The following is a 17,189-nucleotide window of genomic DNA, read 5'->3' as shown; positions in this document are numbered from 1 at the left end:
TGGTGCGTCGATGAGCGAGTCCCTCCTGTCCCCGTCACCGGCCGGCCCCGAACAGCCCGACGCCCCGTTGCCGCCACCGTCGCGTCCGCGCGGACCGATGTCGCTGGTGGTGCTGGCGACCCTGGCGGTGGGCTACACACTGTGGGCGGCACAGGACATCATCCTGCCGGTGCTGCTGGCGATGTTCTTCGCACTGGTCGGCAATCCGATCCTGCGCCTGCTGCAGAAGCTGTGGATTCCGCGTGCGCTGGGCGCTCTGCTGATCCTCGGCGCGGGCCTGGGCGTGACCGGTTCGCTGGCGGTGCAGTTGATCGGCCCGGCAATGGAATGGGCACAGGAAGCACCGCAGCAGCTGCGCAAGATCGCCCGCCAGGTGCAGGACCTGACCAAGCCGGTGCAGCAGGCCAACCAGGCCGCGGAGAACTTCGCCCGCGTCGCCGGCGGTGACAGCAACCGCAAGGTGCAGGTGATCCGCACCCAGCTGGACGACCCCTACCGCATGCTGACCCGCGCGCCACGGCTGGCCGCCTCGGTGCTGGCGGTGGTGCTGCTGACCCTGTTCTTCATGATCTACGGGCAGAGCCTGCAACGCGCGGCGATCGCCCTGTTCCCGAACCGTCAGCAGCAGCGCTTCACCAGTGACATCCTGCGTTCGATCGAGCGCGAGGTGTCGCGCTATGTGCTGACCATCAGCGTGATCAACACCCTGGTCGGGCTGGTGTTCGCCGGCGTACTGATGCTGCTCGGCATCGGCCTGCAGGAAGCGTTGCTGTGGGGCACGGTGGCCGCACTGCTGAATTTCGCTCCGTATGTGGGTCCGTTGATCGGCGTGGCGCTGATGCTGCTGATGGGCTTCGTGGAATTCCGCGACCCGCTGCAGGCCCTGCTGCCAGCCGCCGCCTACCTGGGCCTGCACACCCTGGAAGGGCAGATGGTGACCCCGATCGTGCTGGGCCGTCGCATGAAACTGTCGCCACTGGTGCTGATCCTGGCGCTGATGGTGTTCGGCTGGGCCTGGGGCATGATCGGCCTGCTGCTGGCGGTGCCGCTGCTGGTCTGCATCAAGCTGGTGCTGGCGCGGCTGGACGGGATGCAGGGCTGGGCGCGTCTGCTGGAATGAAAGCCCGCGCGGGCAGGGGTAGAATGGCGGGGTGAATTTCCCCGTCCAAGCCATCACCCTCGACCTTGACGACACGCTGTGGCCGTTCGCTCCGATCGGCGCCCGCATCGACCTGGTCCTGCACGCGTGGATGCGTGAGCACAGCCCCGCCACGGCCGAGATGTATCCGGTGGCGGCGATGCGCGAACTGCGCGAGCGCCTGTACCACGCCCATCCGCACCTCCATCACGACCTGAGCGCACTGCGCCGGCTGACCCTGCACGAAGCGCTGCACACCAGTGGTGCCAGCCTGGATCTGCTGGAGCCGGCGTATGACGTGTTCTTCGCCGCGCGCAACCAGGTCGAGTGCTACCCCGATGCGATCGACGCACTGGCGCGGATTGCCGCGCGGGTGCCGGTGGCGGCGCTGAGCAACGGCAATGCCGATCTGGAGCGGATCGGCCTGGCCCATCATTTCGCCTTCCAGCTGGGCGCGCGCGAACACGGCGCAGCGAAGCCGGAGGCGAGCATCTTCCACGCCGCCTGCACCCGCCTGGGTGTTGCGCCGGCACAGGTACTGCACGTCGGCGACCACGCCGAAATGGACGTGGCCGGGGCGATCGCCGCCGGCCTGCGCGGCTGCTGGATCAACCGCGAAGCAGCCACCTGGACCCATCCGCAGCTGCAGCCGGACCTGCAGTTCGACACCCTCACCGGCCTGGCCGACTGGTTGGATGCCAACCTCGACGCTGCCGCACCCCGGAGTACCTGACGCATGAGCGAGATCACTGGTTTCACTGCCGACACCGCCGCAGCACTGCCGCTGTACGTGCTGGACCGCGAGCAGTTCGCGTCCTGGAAGGACGGCCAGCCGGCCGCCACCCAGGCATGGCTGGCGTCGCAGGGCTTCACCGCCGGTGCCTTCACCACGGCGTTGCTGCCCGGCGCCGATGGCCTGGCCGGTGCGGTGATCGGCGTGGGTGATCGTGGCGATGCCTACAGCTACTCGCATGCTCCGCATGCCCTGCCGGAAGGCAGCGTGTGGCAGCTGGCCAGCGAACTGCCGGCCGCCGAACAGGCGCTGCTGCAGCTGGGCTGGGGCCTGGGCAGCTACCGCTTCGATCGCTACCGCAAGCGCCACCGTGCACCGGCACGCCTGGTGGCTGAGCCGACCGGCGAAGTGGCCGACCTGATCGCCGCCAGCCTGCGCGTGCGCGACTGGGTCAACACCCCGACCGAAGACATGGGTCCGCAGCAGCTGGAAGACGCCGCGCGCGCGCTGGCCGATGCGCACGGTGCGCAGGTCGAGGCGATCACCGGCGATGAACTGCTGAAGCAGAACTTCCCGGCCATCCATGCCGTCGGCCGCGCCTCGCACCGCGCTCCGCGCCTGGTCGTGCTGCGCTGGGGCAAGGACACCGATCCGGCACTGGTGCTGGTCGGCAAGGGCGTGTGCTTCGATACCGGCGGCCTGGACATCAAACCGGCCGACGGCATGCGCAACATGAAGAAGGACATGGGCGGTGCCGCGCATGCACTGGCCCTGGCCGGCCTGGTGATGGCGCGCGGCCTGCCGGTGCGCCTGACCCTGCTGGTGCCGGCGGTGGAAAACGCGATCGGCCCCGATGCCTTCCGCCCGGGCGAAGTGATCGCCACCCGCAAGGGCCTGAGCGTGGAGATCGACAACACCGACGCCGAAGGCCGCGTGATCCTGTGCGATGCGCTGACCTTCGCCAGCGAGCAGAAACCGGACCTGGTGCTGGACTTCGCCACCCTCACCGGCGCCGCGCGCATCGCGCTGGGCCCGGACCTGCCGGCGCTCTTCAGCAACGACGACAGCGTGGCCCAGCAGTGGCTGCAGGCCGGCAACGCGACCCGCGACCCGGTCTGGCGCATGCCGCTGTGGCGCCCCTACCTGCGTTACCTGAGCAGCGGCATCGCCGACCTGGCCAACGCCGGTTCGCGCATGGCTGGCTCGGTCACCGCCGCGCTGTACCTGGAACGCTTCCTGGAAGACGGCCAGCGCTGGGCGCATCTGGACGTGTACGCCTGGAACGACGGCGAACGCCCGGGCCGGCCGGCTGGCGGTGAAGCACTGGCGCTGCGTTCGGCGTGGGCGATGCTGAAGCAGCGCTACAGCTGATCGGGTGAGTGCCGACCTTGGTCGGCACGCCGTCCCCGGCAAACTTGACGAAAAATTGAATACCGGGCCTGGAAGGGTTCTGCGAGGATGTGTGGGTCGACCACCCACACGCTCCGTGAAGGCAGGACTCCGACCATGTCGCTCTTCCGCTACACCCGCGCCGGCCAGACACCGGGCGCGCCGCGCAAGCATTCCCCCCTGCTCTGGATCGCACTGATCGCACTCATTCTGGGTGCGGTGGCGCTGGCCTTCGCCTGGTTGGCCGGCTGGATTGGCGGCCGCCTGACCGCGCAGCGCTTCACCGACACCATCGAGGCCACCGGCCCGGCCCATCCGGGCTTCCGCCGTGCGCACAGCAAGGGCGTGTGTGTAAGCGGTTGGTTCGAACCCAGTGCGCAGGCCCCCACCCTGTCCAGCGCCCGCGTGTTCTCGCAGCGCCGCGTGCCGGTGATGGGCCGCCTGTCGATCGGCGGCGGCGACCCGTACGGCGCCGACAACACCGCACGCGTGCGCAGCCTCGCGGTGCAGATGGTCAGCGATGACGGCCAGGAATGGCGGATGGCGATGAACAGCTTCCCGTTCTTCGCCGTGCCCAACGCCGAGGCGTTCTACGCGCAGACGCGCGCCTCCATCCCGGACCCGGCCACCGGCAAGCCCGACCCGCAGAAAATGGCCGCGGTGCTGGCGAAATACCCCAGTGCACAAGCGTTCCAGCAGTGGGCCAAGACCGCGCCGTGGACCAGCAGCTGGGCTGACACCACCTTCAACAGCGTCAACAGCTTCTGGTTCACCAACGCGCAGGGCCAGAAACGCGCGGTGCGCTGGCGCTGGCAGCCGCAGGCGCCGGTGGTGGAGATGGATGCGGAAACCCGCAAGCAGGCCAGCGTCGATTTCCTCAGCCAGGAACTGCAGCAGCGCCTGGCCAGCGGCCCGGTGCGCTGGAACCTGGTCGTGACCACCGCCGAGCCCGGCGATGCCATCGATGATCCTTCAGTGCCGTGGCCCGAGTCGCGTGATCAGGTGGTGGCCGGCGTACTCAGCCTGGACCGCATGCAGTCGCAGGAACAGGGCGCGTGCGGCCAGATCAACTTCGATCCGCTGATCCTGCCCAGTGGCGTGCGTGGCAGTGACGATCCGATCCTGGCGGCCCGCTCCGCCGTGTACTCGCAGTCCTTCAACCGCCGCGAACGCGAGCGCGCCACCGGCAACGTCGAGCAACCGAAGGAGGCCGCACGATGAGCACCGGCAACGGCCACTTCAACCTGCTCGCGCGCGTGCTGCACTGGTCCATGGCACTGATGATCATCGCCATGCTGTTCATCGGCGTGACCATGGTCGCCTCGCTGCACCTGCGGCCGATGCTGATCGACCTGCACCGCCCGCTGGGCATCGCCATCGGCGTACTGGTGCTGTTGCGCCTGTACAACCGGCTGCGCCATCGCCCGCCGCCGTTGCCAGCGGATCTGCCGGTATGGCAGGTGATGGCGGCCAAGGCCTCGCACTGGATGCTGTATGCACTGATGCTGGCGATGCCGCTGATCGGCTGGGCGATGCTGTCGGCCGGCGGTTACCCGATCGTGCTGTGGGGTGGCCTGCACCTGCCGCCGATCGTGCCGCACACCCCGGCGCTGTATGCCGCGTTGCGCAATGCGCACAGCCTGCTGGCGTATGTGTTGTTCGCCACGGTGCTGATGCACGTGGGTGCGGCGCTGTTCCACCTGTGGGTGCGGCGTGATGGGGTGTTCCAGGCGATGGCGCGCGGGAAGGATTGAAAGGGTTCGCCGGGTGTTCCCGGCGGATCGTTTCCGCGACCGCGGGGGGTGTCACTTTCTTTGCGCGAAAAGAAAAGCAACCAAAAGAAACGCGCCGCCAGAGCGCGAGCCGGTGCTGCGCACCGGTGCCCTGTGCTTCTCGGTGAATCAGGGGACGGCGCCGAACTCGCTGCGCTCAAACACCGGCGCCTCTTCGCCCCTGATTCCCCTGCGATGCTCGGCTCGCTCAAGGCGGACCCAAGGTCAAATGCCACAGCTGCACCCAGTAGATCCACGCCATGCGTGGATGCTCTTGCTGTTGATCTTGCCCTTCAAGTCCGCCTTGAGCGAGCCGAGCACCGCAGGTCCGGCGAGGGCGAAGAGGTGCGGGTGTCTGAGCGCAGCGAGTTCCCGCACCGTCCCTCGCCGGACCGAGGAGCGCAGGGCACCGGCGTGCGAAGCGCGCCGGCTCGCGGCCGGCGGAGCGTTTCTTTGGTTACTTTCTTGATGGCGCACATCCATGTGCGCCACCCTGCGGGCCGGCTACGCCGTTCCACGCTGCTCCTGCAGCGTGGTGCACGAGCAAAGAAAGTGACACCCACCCGCGGTCGCGGAAACGACATCATTGGGAACAGCAGGGCGCCGCTACAACCACCCCTTCTGCCGCGCCAGCCGATACGCCTCGATCCGATTGGCCACACCCAGCTTGCCGATGCACTCGGACAGGTAATTGCGCACCGTGCCGTGCGACAACCCCAGCTGCTCGGCGATCTCACTGGCGGTACGGCCCTCGCCCGCCAGCCGCAGCACGCGGCGCTCACGGTCGGTCAGCGGGTCGGCCTGCGACCACGCATCCAGTGCCAGCTGCGGGTCGATCGCGCGGATGCCCTGCTTCACCTTGCGCAGGGCGTCGGCCAGGTTCTCGGCCGGTGCGTCCTTCAGCAGGTAGCCCAGCACGCCAGCTTCCAGCGCGCGGCGCAGGAAACCGGCGCGGGCGAAGGTGGTCACGATCACCACCTTGATCGGCAGTTCGTGGCGGGCGATGCGCTGCGCCAGTTCCAGACCGGACAAGCCAGGCATCTCGATGTCGGTGACCAGAATGTCCGGCTGCAGCTGCTGCAGCATCCGCCACGCGGCCTCGCCATCGGCAGCACTGCCCAGCACTTCGATGTCCGGCTCCAGGCCGAGCAGCGCCGACAACGCACCGCGCACCATGGCCTGGTCTTCGGCCAGCAGGATGCGGATCATGCGACACCGTCCTGCGCCAACGACGTGGGCGACAGCGGCGTGGTCGCGGCCATCAACGGCACGCGTACCGTCAGCACGGTGCCCGCCCCGCGCGGCGACTGCAGCGTCAACTGGCCACCCAGTGCTGCGGCCCGCTCACGCATGCCACTCAACCCATTGCCCTCGGCCTGCACGCCTCCACGGCCGTCATCGCGTATCTGCATCGCCAACTGTCGTTCCTCAAGCATGAAATCCACCTGCACCCGGGTCGCCTGCGCATGGCGCACGATGTTGGTCGCCGCCTCGCGCAGCACCAACGCCAGCCCGCGCTCCACCTCCACCGGCATCGCAGGTGGCGTCGTGTACTGCAGATGTACCTGCTGGCATTCCAGCAGCAGGCGCGCCGATGCCAGCTCGCCAGCAAGGTCGCTGGCGCGGATGCCGGTCACTGCACTGCGCACCTGTGCCAGCGCTTCGCGTGCAATGTCCTCGGCCTCGCCGATCTCCTGCCGTGCACGCGCGTCATCGCGATCGTAGAGCTTGCGTGCCAGCTCCAGCTTCAGCGTGATCAGCGACAGCGTGTGCCCCAGCAGGTCGTGCAGGTCGCGGCCGATACGCTCGCGCTCGGCGGTGGTGGCCAGTCGCCGCACCTCGTCCTGCGACAGCTGCAGGGCAACGTCGCGCTGCTGGCTCAGGGCCTCCACGTTCACCACCAGCCCGACGATGAACGACACCGCCGGCATCCACACCATGGCCTGCCACGGATAGCCGAAGTACAGCGCGGTGCCGCAGAACAGCAGGTTCAGCGCGGTCAGCTGCAGCAGGTACGCCCACCAGCTGCTGCGCCCGCTCATGCGAATCATCACGCAGCCGAACACGAAGTAGCTCAGTCCCGAGGGGTACCAGGGCAGCAGTACCAGCGCTAGCACGATCATGCCCAGCGCATAGCGCCACCCATGATGCCGTGGCGACAGCATCACCCTGGCATAGAGCAGCAGGAACAACGGATAGCTGGCCAGGGTCAGCAGCAGCCAGCGCAGCGTGAAGCCATTGCCCAGCACCGGGGTGAGGAAGATCCATACCGACCACAGCAGGTGGATCGCTCCGCTCCAGGGCGACTTGCCACGTCGCAGCAGTTCGGCCACCGCCGAATCCGGCGCAGGGCGCAGCAGGGACGCAAGCCAGCTCGACGACACGGGAGAATCCAGGCGGGGACGATCGCTGCCGATCATGCCAGTTCAGCCGATCCGGCGCAGGCGACGGCGCGCCAGCAGCAGCGCCACCACCGTGACCGCCAGCAGCACCAGCAGGTGGCCGGCGAGGCTGCCCACCGACGGCAGCCCGACCACCGGCAGCGCCAGCTGCGCCAGATGCCAGGTCGGCCACAGTGGGGCCATCGTCGAGAACAGCGTGGGCAGCACAGACAACGGCAGCCACAGGCCCGACAGCAGGGCCAACGGCAGGTAGACCAGATTGACCATCGCCGGTGCCGCGCTGGCACTGACATGGCTGCCGATCAGCAGGCCAATCGCCCCCAGCGGCAGTGCCGCCAGGCCCGCCACCACCAGCAGCTGCACCATCTGCAACGCCTGCAGCTGCACACCACCGAACACGCGTGCGACGCCGATCAGCAGCAACGCCACCAGCAGCGCGAACATCACCGCCATCGCCAGCCGTGCCAGCAGCGGTGCCGCCGCCGGCATCGGCAGCGCGCGCTTGAGGGTCAGCAGGCCGCCTTCACGATCCAGCGCCAACTGCACGCCGAAGCCGAACAGGGCCGGGGCCATCGCGCCGAACACGCAGTAGGTGGCCAACAGGTACAACGGCGCATGACCGCGCCCCAGCAGCACGCCGAACAGCAGGTAGAACAGCACCGGGAACAGCAGCGAGGGCACCGCGAACGCCGGCGTGCGCCAGGCGCGGCGCAGTTCGGCCATCAGCTCGGCGCGGTACGGACGTAGTGCCTGTCGCCATGCAGGCAGCGGCAATCCGGTGGTACGGACAAGGGTGTTCATGCGGCCTCCCGGGTCATGTCGAGGAAGGCGTCGGCCAGCGCCGCGCCCTGTACTTCCAGTTCGCGCAGCTGCGCATCGGCGGCCAGCAGGCGCGCCACCACAGGCTCGGCCGGGCTCGCCAGCAGCTGCAGGTGCTCGCCGTCGCGCTGCACCTCCTGCACGCCCGGCCACTGCTGCACGTCCGCAATGGGCAACCCGCTGCGGCAGCGGATGCGGCGCGGCCGATCGGCCAGCCGCAGCTCGCTCAGCGGCGCGTCGGCCAGTACCCGGCCCTGCTCCAGCACCACCACCTGCTGCGCCAGCGCTTCGGCTTCCTCCAGGTAATGGGTGGTCAGCAGCACACCACAGCCTTCGGCCACCAGCTGCCGGATCGCCTGCCACATCGCCTGCCGCGCCTGGATGTCCAGGCCGGTGGTGGGCTCGTCCAGGAACAGCACGCGCGGGCGGCCACACAGCGCGATGGCGAACTGCACGGCGCGCTGCTGGCCACCTGACAGCTGGCCGTAGCGGCGGCGCGCGAGCGCCTGCAGGCCAGCACGCTGCAGCACCTCCTGCAACGGCATCGGGTCGGGATAGCAGGCGCTGGCCTGTGCCACCAGTTCGTCCACCTGCAGCATCGGCGGCAGGCTGGTGCTCTGCAGCATCACGCCCAGGCCGATACGGCTGGCGCGCTGCTGCGGGTCGCCGCCGAGCAGTTCGACCTGCCCGCCATCGGCGCGGCGCAGGCCCAACAACACGCTGATCGCGGTACTCTTGCCGGCACCGTTGCGGCCCAGCAGCGCCAGCACCTGGCCAGCGCGGACCTGCAGGTCGATGCCATGCAGGGCGGTATGGTCGCGGTAACGCACCTGCACCTGCTGCAGGCGGGCCAGCGACGGGGCGATCGGATCCATGGGCGGTACCGGTAGCGGGGACGTTGCCATCCTGTGCCGCCGTGGTCACATTTCGCAGTTGCCGCCGTCAGTGTCATCGGGTGACAGCTGTCACTGCCGTCATCGCTGTGCCTGCCTTCATGCTGTGCCGCACGCTCCACCGCCGGAACCGCCGCCGTCCGCCCTTCCGGTCACACCCGCCCGAACGCCTGTGATGGAACGAATGAACGCTTCTGCCGAGCTGTTGAAGGAACTCCGTATCGACCGCAAGTCCCCGCCGCCCGCCTCCGGAGGGAGTGGCAGTGGTGGTGGCCGCCGCTGGCTGTGGATCGCGATCATCGTGGTCGTGTTGCTGCTGGCCGCTGTCGCTTTCGCCCTATTCGGGCGTACGCCAGCGGTGGAGGTGGAAACCGCGCCAGCGGTGGCCATCCAGCAGGGCAGCGCCAGCAGTTCGGTGCTCGACGCCAGCGGCTATGTAGTTGCGCGGCGCATGGCCACGGTCTCGGCCAAGATCACCGGCAAGGTGCGTGAAGTGATGATCGAGGAAGGCATGCGCGTGGAGCAGGGCCAGATCATGGCCACGCTGGACCCGATCGATGCCGACGCGCAGCGCAGCCTGTATGCCTCGCAGCTGCAGGCCGCACGCAGCCAGGTGGCCGGGCTGGAAGCACAGCAGAAGCAGGCCGCCGCTGAAGCCAGCCGCCTGCAGGCACTGGTCGGCCAGCAGCTGGTGTCGCGCTCGCAGTACGACCAGGCGGTGGCCCAGCGCGACAGCCTGCGGGCACAGCTGGACACCGCACAGCGCAACGTCAAGGTGGCCAACGACCAGCTGGCCATCGCCGACCTGGGCGTGGACAACAACATCGTGCGCGCGCCGTTCTCCGGCGTGGTCACCGCCAAGGCTGCGCAGCCCGGCGAAATCGTTTCGCCGCTGTCGGCCGGCGGCGGCTTTACCCGCACCGGTATCGGCACCATCGTCGACATGGACTCGCTGGAGATCGAAGTCGAGGTCGGCGAAGCCTTCATCGGCCGCGTGCAGCCGAAGATGCCGGTGGAAGCCACGCTCAATGCCTACCCGGAATGGAAGATTCCCGGCGAGGTGATCGCCATCATCCCCACCGCCGACCGCGGCAAGGCCACGGTGAAAGTGCGCGTGGCGCTGAAGGTGAAAGACCCGCGCATCGTGCCGGAGATGGGCGTGCGCGTCAGCTTCCTGGAGCAGGCGCAGCCGCAGGCGGCCGCCAAGCCGCAGGGCGTGCGCGTGCCGGCGGGCGCCGTGGTGCAGCGCGAGAGCGCCTCGGTGGCCTTCGTGCTGGGTGATGAGAACCGCGTGCAGCAGCGCACGGTCGAGGCCGGCCAGGCGATGGGCAAGGACCGCCAGATCCTCAAGGGCGTGAGCGCGGGTGAATCGGTGGTGGTGAACCCGCCCGACACCCTGCGCGATGGCGCCAAGGTGCAACAGAAACAAGCGCAGTAACGGCCTGGCGCCCATGGGCGCCGCCGGCAACACCGCTCGACGCACGCCTGCGGCCACCGCAGGTGCGCTTCCCCGTTTCCCGCCTTCCGTGGAGAACCACCCATGTCGACCCTGGTTTCATTGCGCAACATCACCAAGACCTACCAGCGTGGCCCCGAAAAGGTACAGGTGCTGCACGGCATCGACCTGGACATCGCCAGCGGCGACTTCGTCGCGCTGATGGGCCCGTCCGGCTCGGGCAAGACCACCCTGCTCAACCTGATCGGTGGCCTGGACAACCCCAGCGGCGGCGAGATCAGCATCGAAGGCGAGCGCATCGACCAGATGAGTGGCGGCCAGCTGTCGACCTGGCGCAGCCACCACGTCGGCTTCGTGTTCCAGTTCTACAACCTGATGCCGATGCTGACCGCGCAGAAGAACGTGGAACTGCCGCTGCTGCTGACCCACCTCAGCGCGGCGCAGCGCAAGCGCAACGCCGAGATCGCGCTGACCCTGGTCGGCCTGGCCGACCGCCGCAGCCACCGCCCCAATGAACTGTCCGGCGGCCAGCAGCAGCGCGTGGCGATCGCCCGCGCAATCGTCTCCGACCCGACTTTCCTGATCTGCGACGAACCGACCGGCGACCTCGACCGCCAGTCTGCCGAGGAAATCCTCGGCCTGCTGCAGCAGCTCAACCGCGAGCACGGCAAGACCATCATCATGGTCACCCATGACCCGAAGGCCGCCGAGTACGCCACGCACACGGTGCACCTGGACAAGGGCGAGCTGGCCGACGCGCCGCTGGCCCACTGACGGAGGCCACGGCGATGAAATATTTCTCGTTGGTATGGGCGCAGCTGTTCCGCAGCCGCACCCGTACATTGCTGACCCTGCTTTCGGTGGTGGCCGCGTTCCTGCTGTTCGGCATGCTCGACTCGGTACGCGTGGCATTCACCTCCGGCGGCAGCGTGGAAGGCGCCAACCGGCTGGTGGTGGCGTCGCGGCTGTCGATCACCCAGTCACTGCCGATCCGCCTGGAAGCGCAGGTGCGGCAGGTGGCCGGCGTGCGCGACGTGGCCTACGGCATGTGGTTCGGCGGCATCTACCAGGACCCGAAGAACTTCTTCCCGAACTTCTCGGTGTCACCCAACTACTTCGATGTCTACCGCGAGCTGCAGATCGATCCGGCACAGCTGGAGGACTGGAAGCAGACCCGCACCGGCGCCATCGTCGGCGAGACTCTGGCCAAGCAGTTCGGCTGGAAGATCGGCGACACCATCCCGCTGCAGGCAACGATCTTCCCGCGTGGCGGCAGCAACGACTGGCCGCTGGAACTGAAGGGCATCTACCGCTCCAAGGACCGTGCGCTGGCCGCCAACGAAGAACGCCAGCTGATGATGAACTGGAAGTACTTCGATGAATCCAACGACTACATCAAGAACCAGGTGAGCTGGTACACGGTGACGCTGGACAATCCGGACCAGTCCTCGCGGGTGGCGCAGGCGATCGACGCGATCTCGGCCAACTCCGACCACGAGACCAAGACCCAGACCGAATCAGCGTTCCAGCAGGCCTTCGTCAAGCAGTTCGCGGACATCGGCATGATCGTCACCTCGATCATGGGCGCGGTGTTCTTCACCCTGCTGCTGTTGACCGGCAACACCATGGCGCAAGCCGTGCGCGAGCGCGTACCCGAACTGGCCACGCTGAAGACACTGGGCTTCAAGGACAGCACCGTGCTCACCCTGGTGATGGTGGAGTCGGTGCTGCTGATCGGCCTGGGCGGCCTGATCGGCATGGGCCTGGCTGCGCTGATCCTGCCGGCGATCGGGCCAAAGAGCATGGGCATGCTGCCGCCGCACGTGCCGACGCCGACCTGGCTGATGGGGCTGGGCCTGATCGTGGTGATCGGCATCATCGTCGGCCTGTTGCCCGCGCTGCGTGCCAAGCGCCTGAAGATCGTCGACGCACTGGCCGGCCGCTGAGGAGAACGCAGACATGTTCAAGAGCAAACTCAAGAAGTGGCTGGGCAACGGCGTGACGGTGCTGCTGCTGGTGATCGGCCTGGTGCTGTGGATCAGCCTGCCGTGGATCGGCGTGCTGGCCGTGGCCGTGCTGGTGGCACTGTGGCTGCTGCTGACCCGCGGTGGGCGACTGGCACTGGCCGCCACCCGCATCGGCGTGGCCAGCCTGCCGCAGCGCTGGGGCGCGTCCTCGGTGATCGTGGTCGGCATCGCTGGCGTGGTCGGCGTGCTGGTGGCGATGCTGGCGATGGGCGAAGGCTTCCAGGCCACGCTCAACAACACCGGCGATGACACCACTGCCATCGTGCTGCGCGGCGGCTCGCAGGCCGAAACCAACTCGGTCATCACCCGCGAACAGGTGCCGACGCTGTCCACTCTGCCCGGCATCACTCGCGATGCCGAAGGCCGGCCGCTGCTGTCGCCGGAGCTGTCGCAGGTGGTCAACCTGGTATCGAAGTCCGACGGCACCGACGTCAACGCGCAGTTCCGCGGCGTCGGCCCGCAGGCGTGGGCGGTGCATGACAAGGTCAAGATCGTCGAAGGCCGCACGTTCGCCACCGGCCTGCGCGAGATCGTGGTCGGCCAGGGCGCCAAGGGCCAGTTCCGCGATCTGGACGTTGGCAAGACGCTGACCCTGGGCAACCAGACCTGGACCGTGGTGGGTGTGTTCGCCACCGGCGATGCGCATGACTCGGAACTGTGGACCGACGCCGATACGCTGGCCACCACCTACCAGCGCAGTGCGTGGCAGTCGATCAGCGTGCGCACCGATGGCAAGGCCGGCTTCGAGCAGTTCAAGGCCGCCGTCGCCGCCGACCCGCGCCTGAAACTGGACGTGGAAACCACCCGCGTCTACTACAGCAAGCAGGGCGGCGGGCTGACCAAGCTGATCGACATCCTCGGCAAGGTGATCGGCACCATCATGGCGGTCGGTGCGGTGTTCGGCGCGCTCAACACCATGTACGCGGCGGTCGCCACGCGTGCGCGCGAGATCGCCACCATGCGGGCGATCGGCTTCCGCGGTTTGCCGGTGGTGACTGCAGTGATGCTGGAAACAATGCTGCTGGCCCTGCTGGGTGGCCTGCTGGGGTGTGCGGTGGCATGGCTGCTGTTCAATGGCTACAGCGTGTCCACCATCGGCAGCAACTTCAGCGCAGTGGTGTTCAAGTTCCATGTGTCGCCGGAACTGCTGTGGACCGGCCTGAAATGGGCGCTGGGCATCGGCCTGGTCGGCGGCCTGTTCCCGGCGCTGCGCGCGGCGCGGTTGCCCATCACCACGGCGTTGCGCGAAACCTGAGCATCACGCAGCGATACAACGCGCATTTCGCAGGGGACGGAGCGAAGGCTCCGTCCCTTTTTTCTTGCGCGTCATCCGCGCATGGCGTGGATCTACCGAGGGCGATGCATCCAGGCCGGGTGATGAACCAGTACGTCCAGTAGATCCACGCCATGCGTGGATGGATGCCTGCACACACGCACTGCTACAGATTGCGGGAAATCCGCCGCTATCGATGCCTCTGCCCATCGCAAACGCAGCGCGCGTGACGCTGCACACAGCGCATCTGTGGATTGTTGGTTGCGATTCATTTTCGCGCACATCCGTGGCGCAGAGACAAACAGTTACGAATGGAAACATTCTAGAATCGCGCCCCCCCACGTTGGTTTGCAGCACCCCACGCGCCCATAGAACGGGCGCTTGTTTTTACTGAAACACGAGATTTCACGGATGTCCCTGAAAACCAATCCGCTGCGCAACGCGATCGTCATCGCGCTGGCCGCCAGCTGCACCACCCCCGCCTTCGCACAGAGCACCGGCGACGCCACCACCACCCTCGACCGCATCGAAATCACCGGCTCGCGCATCCGCCAGGCCAGTGTCGAGACCGCACAGCCAGTGATCGCGCTCAACCGCGCCGAGATCGAGAAGAAGGGCTACGTCAACGTCGCCGACATCCTGCAGGACATTCCCGCTGCTGGTTCGCCGAGCATGAGCCGCGCGTCTTCGCTGACCTCCTCGCGCGACTTCGGCGGCATGTACGTCAGCCTGCGCAACCTCGGCCCGGAACGCAGCCTGGTGCTGATCGACGGCCGCCGCATGGGCGTCAGCGCCGGCGGCTACTCCGACCTGGCCTCGATTCCGTCGGCCATCGTCGAGCGCGTGGAAGTGCTGACCGATGGCGCGTCCGCGCTGTACGGCTCGGACGCCATCGCCGGCGTGGTCAACATCATTACCCGCAAGAACTTCGACGGTGGCCAAGCCAGCGTCTATGTCGGCCAGTACGGCCAGGGTGACGGCCAGAAGCGCTCCTACAGCGCCACCTTCGGCAAGACCTTCGACCGCGGCTGGTTCACCGTGGGTGCTGAGCGCACCAAGGAAGACGAAGTGCTGGGCAAGGATCGCGAGTTCAGCCGCTATCCCAACGGCCCGCGCCACCCGACCGACAACCTGAACGGCAACACCCCGTGGGGCTACGTCACCGTCGGTGGCAAGAACCTGACCGTGGGCCCGGGCGGCGATCCGAGCCAGAAGGGCAACTTCCACGCGCCGGATCCGGCCGATGGTGCCAACAGCAAGACCAACATGAGCCTGCTGACCGGCCTGGAGCGCACCTCGGTGTTCGCCAACGGCGGCTTCTCGATCACCGACGACCTGCGCATCGTCGCCGACGCGCTGTACAGCAAGCGCGAATCGACCAAGCAGCTAGCCGGCTACCCGTACTCGGTCAGCGCCGCCCAGGCGCGCAACGGCAGCCGTGCCGCCCTGTCCAAGGACAGCACGTTCAACCTGTGGGGCCAGGATGTGCTGTTCGCGCACCGCTCCGAGGAGCTGCCGCGCGGCACCGAGAACAATCTGGAGACCAAGCGCGCCAGCATCGGCTTGGAAGGCAGCTTCGAAACCGGTTCGCGGTACTGGGACTGGAACGTCAGCTACATGTACAACCGCAATGAAGGCGAGCGCATCGGTACCGGCAGCATGTACCAGCCGCACGTCAACCAGGCCGTCGGCCCGTCCTTCATGGATGGCAACGTGGCCCGCTGCGGCTCACCGGGTGCGGTGATCGCCGGCTGCGTGCCGTGGAACCCGGCTGCGCCGATGGGTTATACCGGCCCTGGCTCGCTGAGCAACCAGGACGTACAGGACTACCTGTTCGCCCGCTTTGTCGACAAGATGAAGAGCACCACCAAGGTGGCCAGCGCCAACATCTCCGGTTCGCTGTTCACCCTGCCGGCCGGCGACATCATGGGCGCGATGGGCTTCGAGCACCGCAGCGAAGAAGCCAGCTACACCCCGGACATGCGGGTGCAGAAGGGTGAGATTACCGGCACCAGCGGCCAGCCGACCCGTGGCGACTACTCGCTCAACGAGGTCTACCTGGAGCTGCAGGTGCCACTGCTGGCCGATCTGCCGTTCGCGCGCGAACTGTCGCTGGACGTGGCCGGTCGCTACTCGGATTACAACAACTTCGGCTCGACCACCAACAGCAAGTTCGGCCTGAAGTGGAAGCCGATCGACAGCCTGCTGGTCCGCGCAACCTATGGCACCGGCTTCCGTGCGCCCACCGTGGATGACCTGTACGGCGGTACCGTCAGCACCCGCGATTCGTTCACCGATCCGTGCGATACCTCGTTCGGTACCGCGGCCACCAGCCCGACCGTTGCTGCCCGTTGCCAGGCGCTGAAGGTGCCGGCCAACTTCCGCCAGCTCAACAGCGATGGCACCGTTGCCACCAAGCCGGGCCAGCAGTCGACCGTCGACTTCAACTCGGGTTCCAACGCGGCGCTGAAGCCGGAAACCGCCAAGACCTGGACCGTGGGCCTGGTGTACAGCCCGGACTTCGTGGCCGGCCTGGATGTCAGCCTCGACTGGTGGAAGATCCGCATCAACAACGCCATCGTCTCCGAGACCACCAACAGCATTCTCGAGCAGTGCTATGTGCAGGGTTCGGACGCCGCCTGTGGTCGCTTCACCCGTGGCAGCAACGGCCAGGTCAACAGCCTGGACCGCTCGCTGGTCAATGCCGGTTTCCGCGAAACCGCCGGCTATGACATCAACGTGCGTTACCGCCTGCCGGAAACCACGTTCGGCCAGTTCGCCGTCAACTGGAACACCACCTACACCGACTACCTGAAGCAGCGCAACGACAACGCCGCGACCACGCCGGTGGAGCAGCGCACCAGCTGGGGCGGCGACTTCCGCGTCCGCTCGACCTTCAACCTGGATTGGCAGTACGGCGACCTCGGCATCGGCTGGACCGCGCGCTACTACTCCAGCATGAAGGAGAAGTGCTCGTACATGGACGAGTGCAACCTGCCGGGCTTCAGTTCGTCGTACACCAGTGCATCGCCGACCAACAAGGTGGGCTCCAACACCTTCCACGACCTGCAGGTGCGTTACAGCCTGCCGTGGGACGGCACCGTGTCGCTGGGCGTGAACAACGTCTTCGACCACCAGGGTCCGATCATGTACAGCCAGCCGAACAGCAGCTTCACCTACTACGGTGGCTTCGATATCGGTCGTTTCATGTACATGAAGTACCAGCAGCGCTTCTAAGCCTGCAACCGCGTTCCCGTCACAGCCAACTCTCTCCTGGCTGTGGATGG

14 protein-coding genes are annotated in these 17,189 nt (G+C 67.4%); 10 read left to right on the top strand and 4 right to left on the bottom strand.

Annotated features, from left to right (window positions below; genetic code table 11):
- Positions 1 to 10 precede the first annotated feature (10 nt).
- From ACZK45_RS01310 to ACZK45_RS01290, 5 genes are all read left to right on the top strand, one after another.
- On the top strand, positions 11 to 1,120 hold the full coding sequence (locus tag ACZK45_RS01310) for an AI-2E family transporter (protein ID WP_253143741.1): 1,110 nt from the start codon (positions 11 to 13) through the stop codon (positions 1,118 to 1,120).
- A 31-nt stretch (positions 1,121 to 1,151) separates the two neighbouring features.
- Positions 1,152 to 1,871, top strand: a complete 720-nt coding sequence (locus ACZK45_RS01305; RefSeq protein ID WP_121505148.1) for an HAD family hydrolase — start codon at positions 1,152 to 1,154, stop codon at positions 1,869 to 1,871.
- Positions 1,872 to 1,874: 3 nt separating this feature from the next.
- Positions 1,875 to 3,242, top strand: a complete 1,368-nt coding sequence (locus tag ACZK45_RS01300; RefSeq protein ID WP_253143743.1) for a leucyl aminopeptidase family protein — start codon at positions 1,875 to 1,877, stop codon at positions 3,240 to 3,242.
- Between the two features lie 135 nt (positions 3,243 to 3,377).
- Complete coding sequence (locus tag ACZK45_RS01295) at positions 3,378 to 4,481, top strand: catalase family peroxidase (RefSeq protein ID WP_180838488.1); 1,104 nt, start codon at positions 3,378 to 3,380, stop codon at positions 4,479 to 4,481.
- The gene (locus ACZK45_RS01290) at positions 4,478 to 5,014 is read left to right on the top strand and encodes a cytochrome b (protein ID WP_012509795.1); all 537 of its coding nucleotides are present in this window, start codon (positions 4,478 to 4,480) and stop codon (positions 5,012 to 5,014) included. The genes ACZK45_RS01295 and ACZK45_RS01290 overlap by 4 nt, the downstream gene beginning before the upstream one ends.
- 624 nt (positions 5,015 to 5,638) lie before the next feature.
- Here ACZK45_RS01290 and ACZK45_RS01285 read toward each other — a convergent pair.
- From ACZK45_RS01285 to ACZK45_RS01270, 4 genes are read right to left on the bottom strand one after another with little or no spacing between them, the layout of a single operon-like run.
- A complete protein-coding gene (locus ACZK45_RS01285; protein ID WP_005407733.1) occupies positions 5,639 to 6,241 on the bottom strand; it encodes a response regulator transcription factor in 603 nt (200 codons plus the stop codon).
- The gene (locus ACZK45_RS01280) at positions 6,238 to 7,452 is read right to left on the bottom strand and encodes a sensor histidine kinase (protein ID WP_478445321.1); all 1,215 of its coding nucleotides are present in this window, start codon (positions 7,450 to 7,452) and stop codon (positions 6,238 to 6,240) included. Before ACZK45_RS01280 ends, ACZK45_RS01285 begins: the two co-directional genes overlap by 4 nt.
- Before the next feature lie 6 nt (positions 7,453 to 7,458).
- The gene (locus ACZK45_RS01275) at positions 7,459 to 8,235 is read right to left on the bottom strand and encodes an ABC transporter permease (protein ID WP_125894892.1); all 777 of its coding nucleotides are present in this window, start codon (positions 8,233 to 8,235) and stop codon (positions 7,459 to 7,461) included.
- Complete coding sequence (locus tag ACZK45_RS01270; protein WP_125894894.1) at positions 8,232 to 9,128, bottom strand: ABC transporter ATP-binding protein; 897 nt, start codon at positions 9,126 to 9,128, stop codon at positions 8,232 to 8,234. The genes ACZK45_RS01275 and ACZK45_RS01270 overlap by 4 nt, the downstream gene beginning before the upstream one ends.
- 202 nt (positions 9,129 to 9,330) lie before the next feature.
- Here ACZK45_RS01270 and ACZK45_RS01265 point away from each other — a divergent pair, with 202 nt between their 5' ends.
- From ACZK45_RS01265 to ACZK45_RS01245, 5 genes are all read left to right on the top strand, one after another.
- Positions 9,331 to 10,584 (top strand): efflux RND transporter periplasmic adaptor subunit, encoded by a 1,254-nt coding sequence (locus ACZK45_RS01265; protein WP_478445320.1) that lies wholly within the window; start codon positions 9,331 to 9,333, stop codon positions 10,582 to 10,584.
- A 102-nt stretch (positions 10,585 to 10,686) separates the two neighbouring features.
- Positions 10,687 to 11,376, top strand: a complete 690-nt coding sequence (locus ACZK45_RS01260) for an ABC transporter ATP-binding protein (RefSeq protein ID WP_049435531.1) — start codon at positions 10,687 to 10,689, stop codon at positions 11,374 to 11,376.
- A 14-nt stretch (positions 11,377 to 11,390) separates the two neighbouring features.
- A complete protein-coding gene (locus ACZK45_RS01255; protein WP_032128170.1) occupies positions 11,391 to 12,548 on the top strand; it encodes an ABC transporter permease in 1,158 nt (385 codons plus the stop codon).
- Positions 12,549 to 12,561: 13 nt separating this feature from the next.
- On the top strand, positions 12,562 to 13,884 hold the full coding sequence (locus ACZK45_RS01250; RefSeq protein ID WP_032128171.1) for an ABC transporter permease: 1,323 nt from the start codon (positions 12,562 to 12,564) through the stop codon (positions 13,882 to 13,884).
- A gap of 429 nt (positions 13,885 to 14,313) precedes the next feature.
- The gene (locus ACZK45_RS01245; RefSeq protein WP_478445319.1) at positions 14,314 to 17,139 is read left to right on the top strand and encodes a TonB-dependent receptor; all 2,826 of its coding nucleotides are present in this window, start codon (positions 14,314 to 14,316) and stop codon (positions 17,137 to 17,139) included.
- Positions 17,140 to 17,189 lie beyond the last annotated feature (50 nt).

It is taken from the genome of Stenotrophomonas sp. 63632_Sma (genome assembly GCF_056482875.1).
Note: the sequence above shows the minus strand (reverse complement) of the source record. Positions and strands in the feature narration are given on the sequence as shown.

Excerpts from the sequence above, each read along its gene's own strand:
- ACZK45_RS01310 (WP_253143741.1), top strand. The coding sequence starts at position 11 with ATGAGCGAGTCCCTCCTGTCCCCGTCACCGGCCGGCCCCGAACAGCCC.
- ACZK45_RS01300 (WP_253143743.1), top strand. The coding sequence starts at position 1,875 with ATGAGCGAGATCACTGGTTTCACTGCCGACACCGCCGCAGCACTGCCG.
- ACZK45_RS01295 (WP_180838488.1), top strand. The coding sequence starts at position 3,378 with ATGTCGCTCTTCCGCTACACCCGCGCCGGCCAGACACCGGGCGCGCCG.
- ACZK45_RS01290 (WP_012509795.1), top strand. The coding sequence starts at position 4,478 with ATGAGCACCGGCAACGGCCACTTCAACCTGCTCGCGCGCGTGCTGCAC.
- ACZK45_RS01285 (WP_005407733.1), bottom strand. The coding sequence starts at position 6,241 with ATGATCCGCATCCTGCTGGCCGAAGACCAGGCCATGGTGCGCGGTGCG.
- ACZK45_RS01280 (WP_478445321.1), bottom strand. The coding sequence starts at position 7,452 with ATGATCGGCAGCGATCGTCCCCGCCTGGATTCTCCCGTGTCGTCGAGC.
- ACZK45_RS01275 (WP_125894892.1), bottom strand. The coding sequence starts at position 8,235 with ATGAACACCCTTGTCCGTACCACCGGATTGCCGCTGCCTGCATGGCGA.
- ACZK45_RS01270 (WP_125894894.1), bottom strand. The coding sequence starts at position 9,128 with ATGGATCCGATCGCCCCGTCGCTGGCCCGCCTGCAGCAGGTGCAGGTG.
- ACZK45_RS01265 (WP_478445320.1), top strand. The coding sequence starts at position 9,331 with ATGAACGCTTCTGCCGAGCTGTTGAAGGAACTCCGTATCGACCGCAAG.
- ACZK45_RS01260 (WP_049435531.1), top strand. The coding sequence starts at position 10,687 with ATGTCGACCCTGGTTTCATTGCGCAACATCACCAAGACCTACCAGCGT.
- ACZK45_RS01255 (WP_032128170.1), top strand. The coding sequence starts at position 11,391 with ATGAAATATTTCTCGTTGGTATGGGCGCAGCTGTTCCGCAGCCGCACC.
- ACZK45_RS01250 (WP_032128171.1), top strand. The coding sequence starts at position 12,562 with ATGTTCAAGAGCAAACTCAAGAAGTGGCTGGGCAACGGCGTGACGGTG.
- ACZK45_RS01245 (WP_478445319.1), top strand. The coding sequence starts at position 14,314 with ATGTCCCTGAAAACCAATCCGCTGCGCAACGCGATCGTCATCGCGCTG.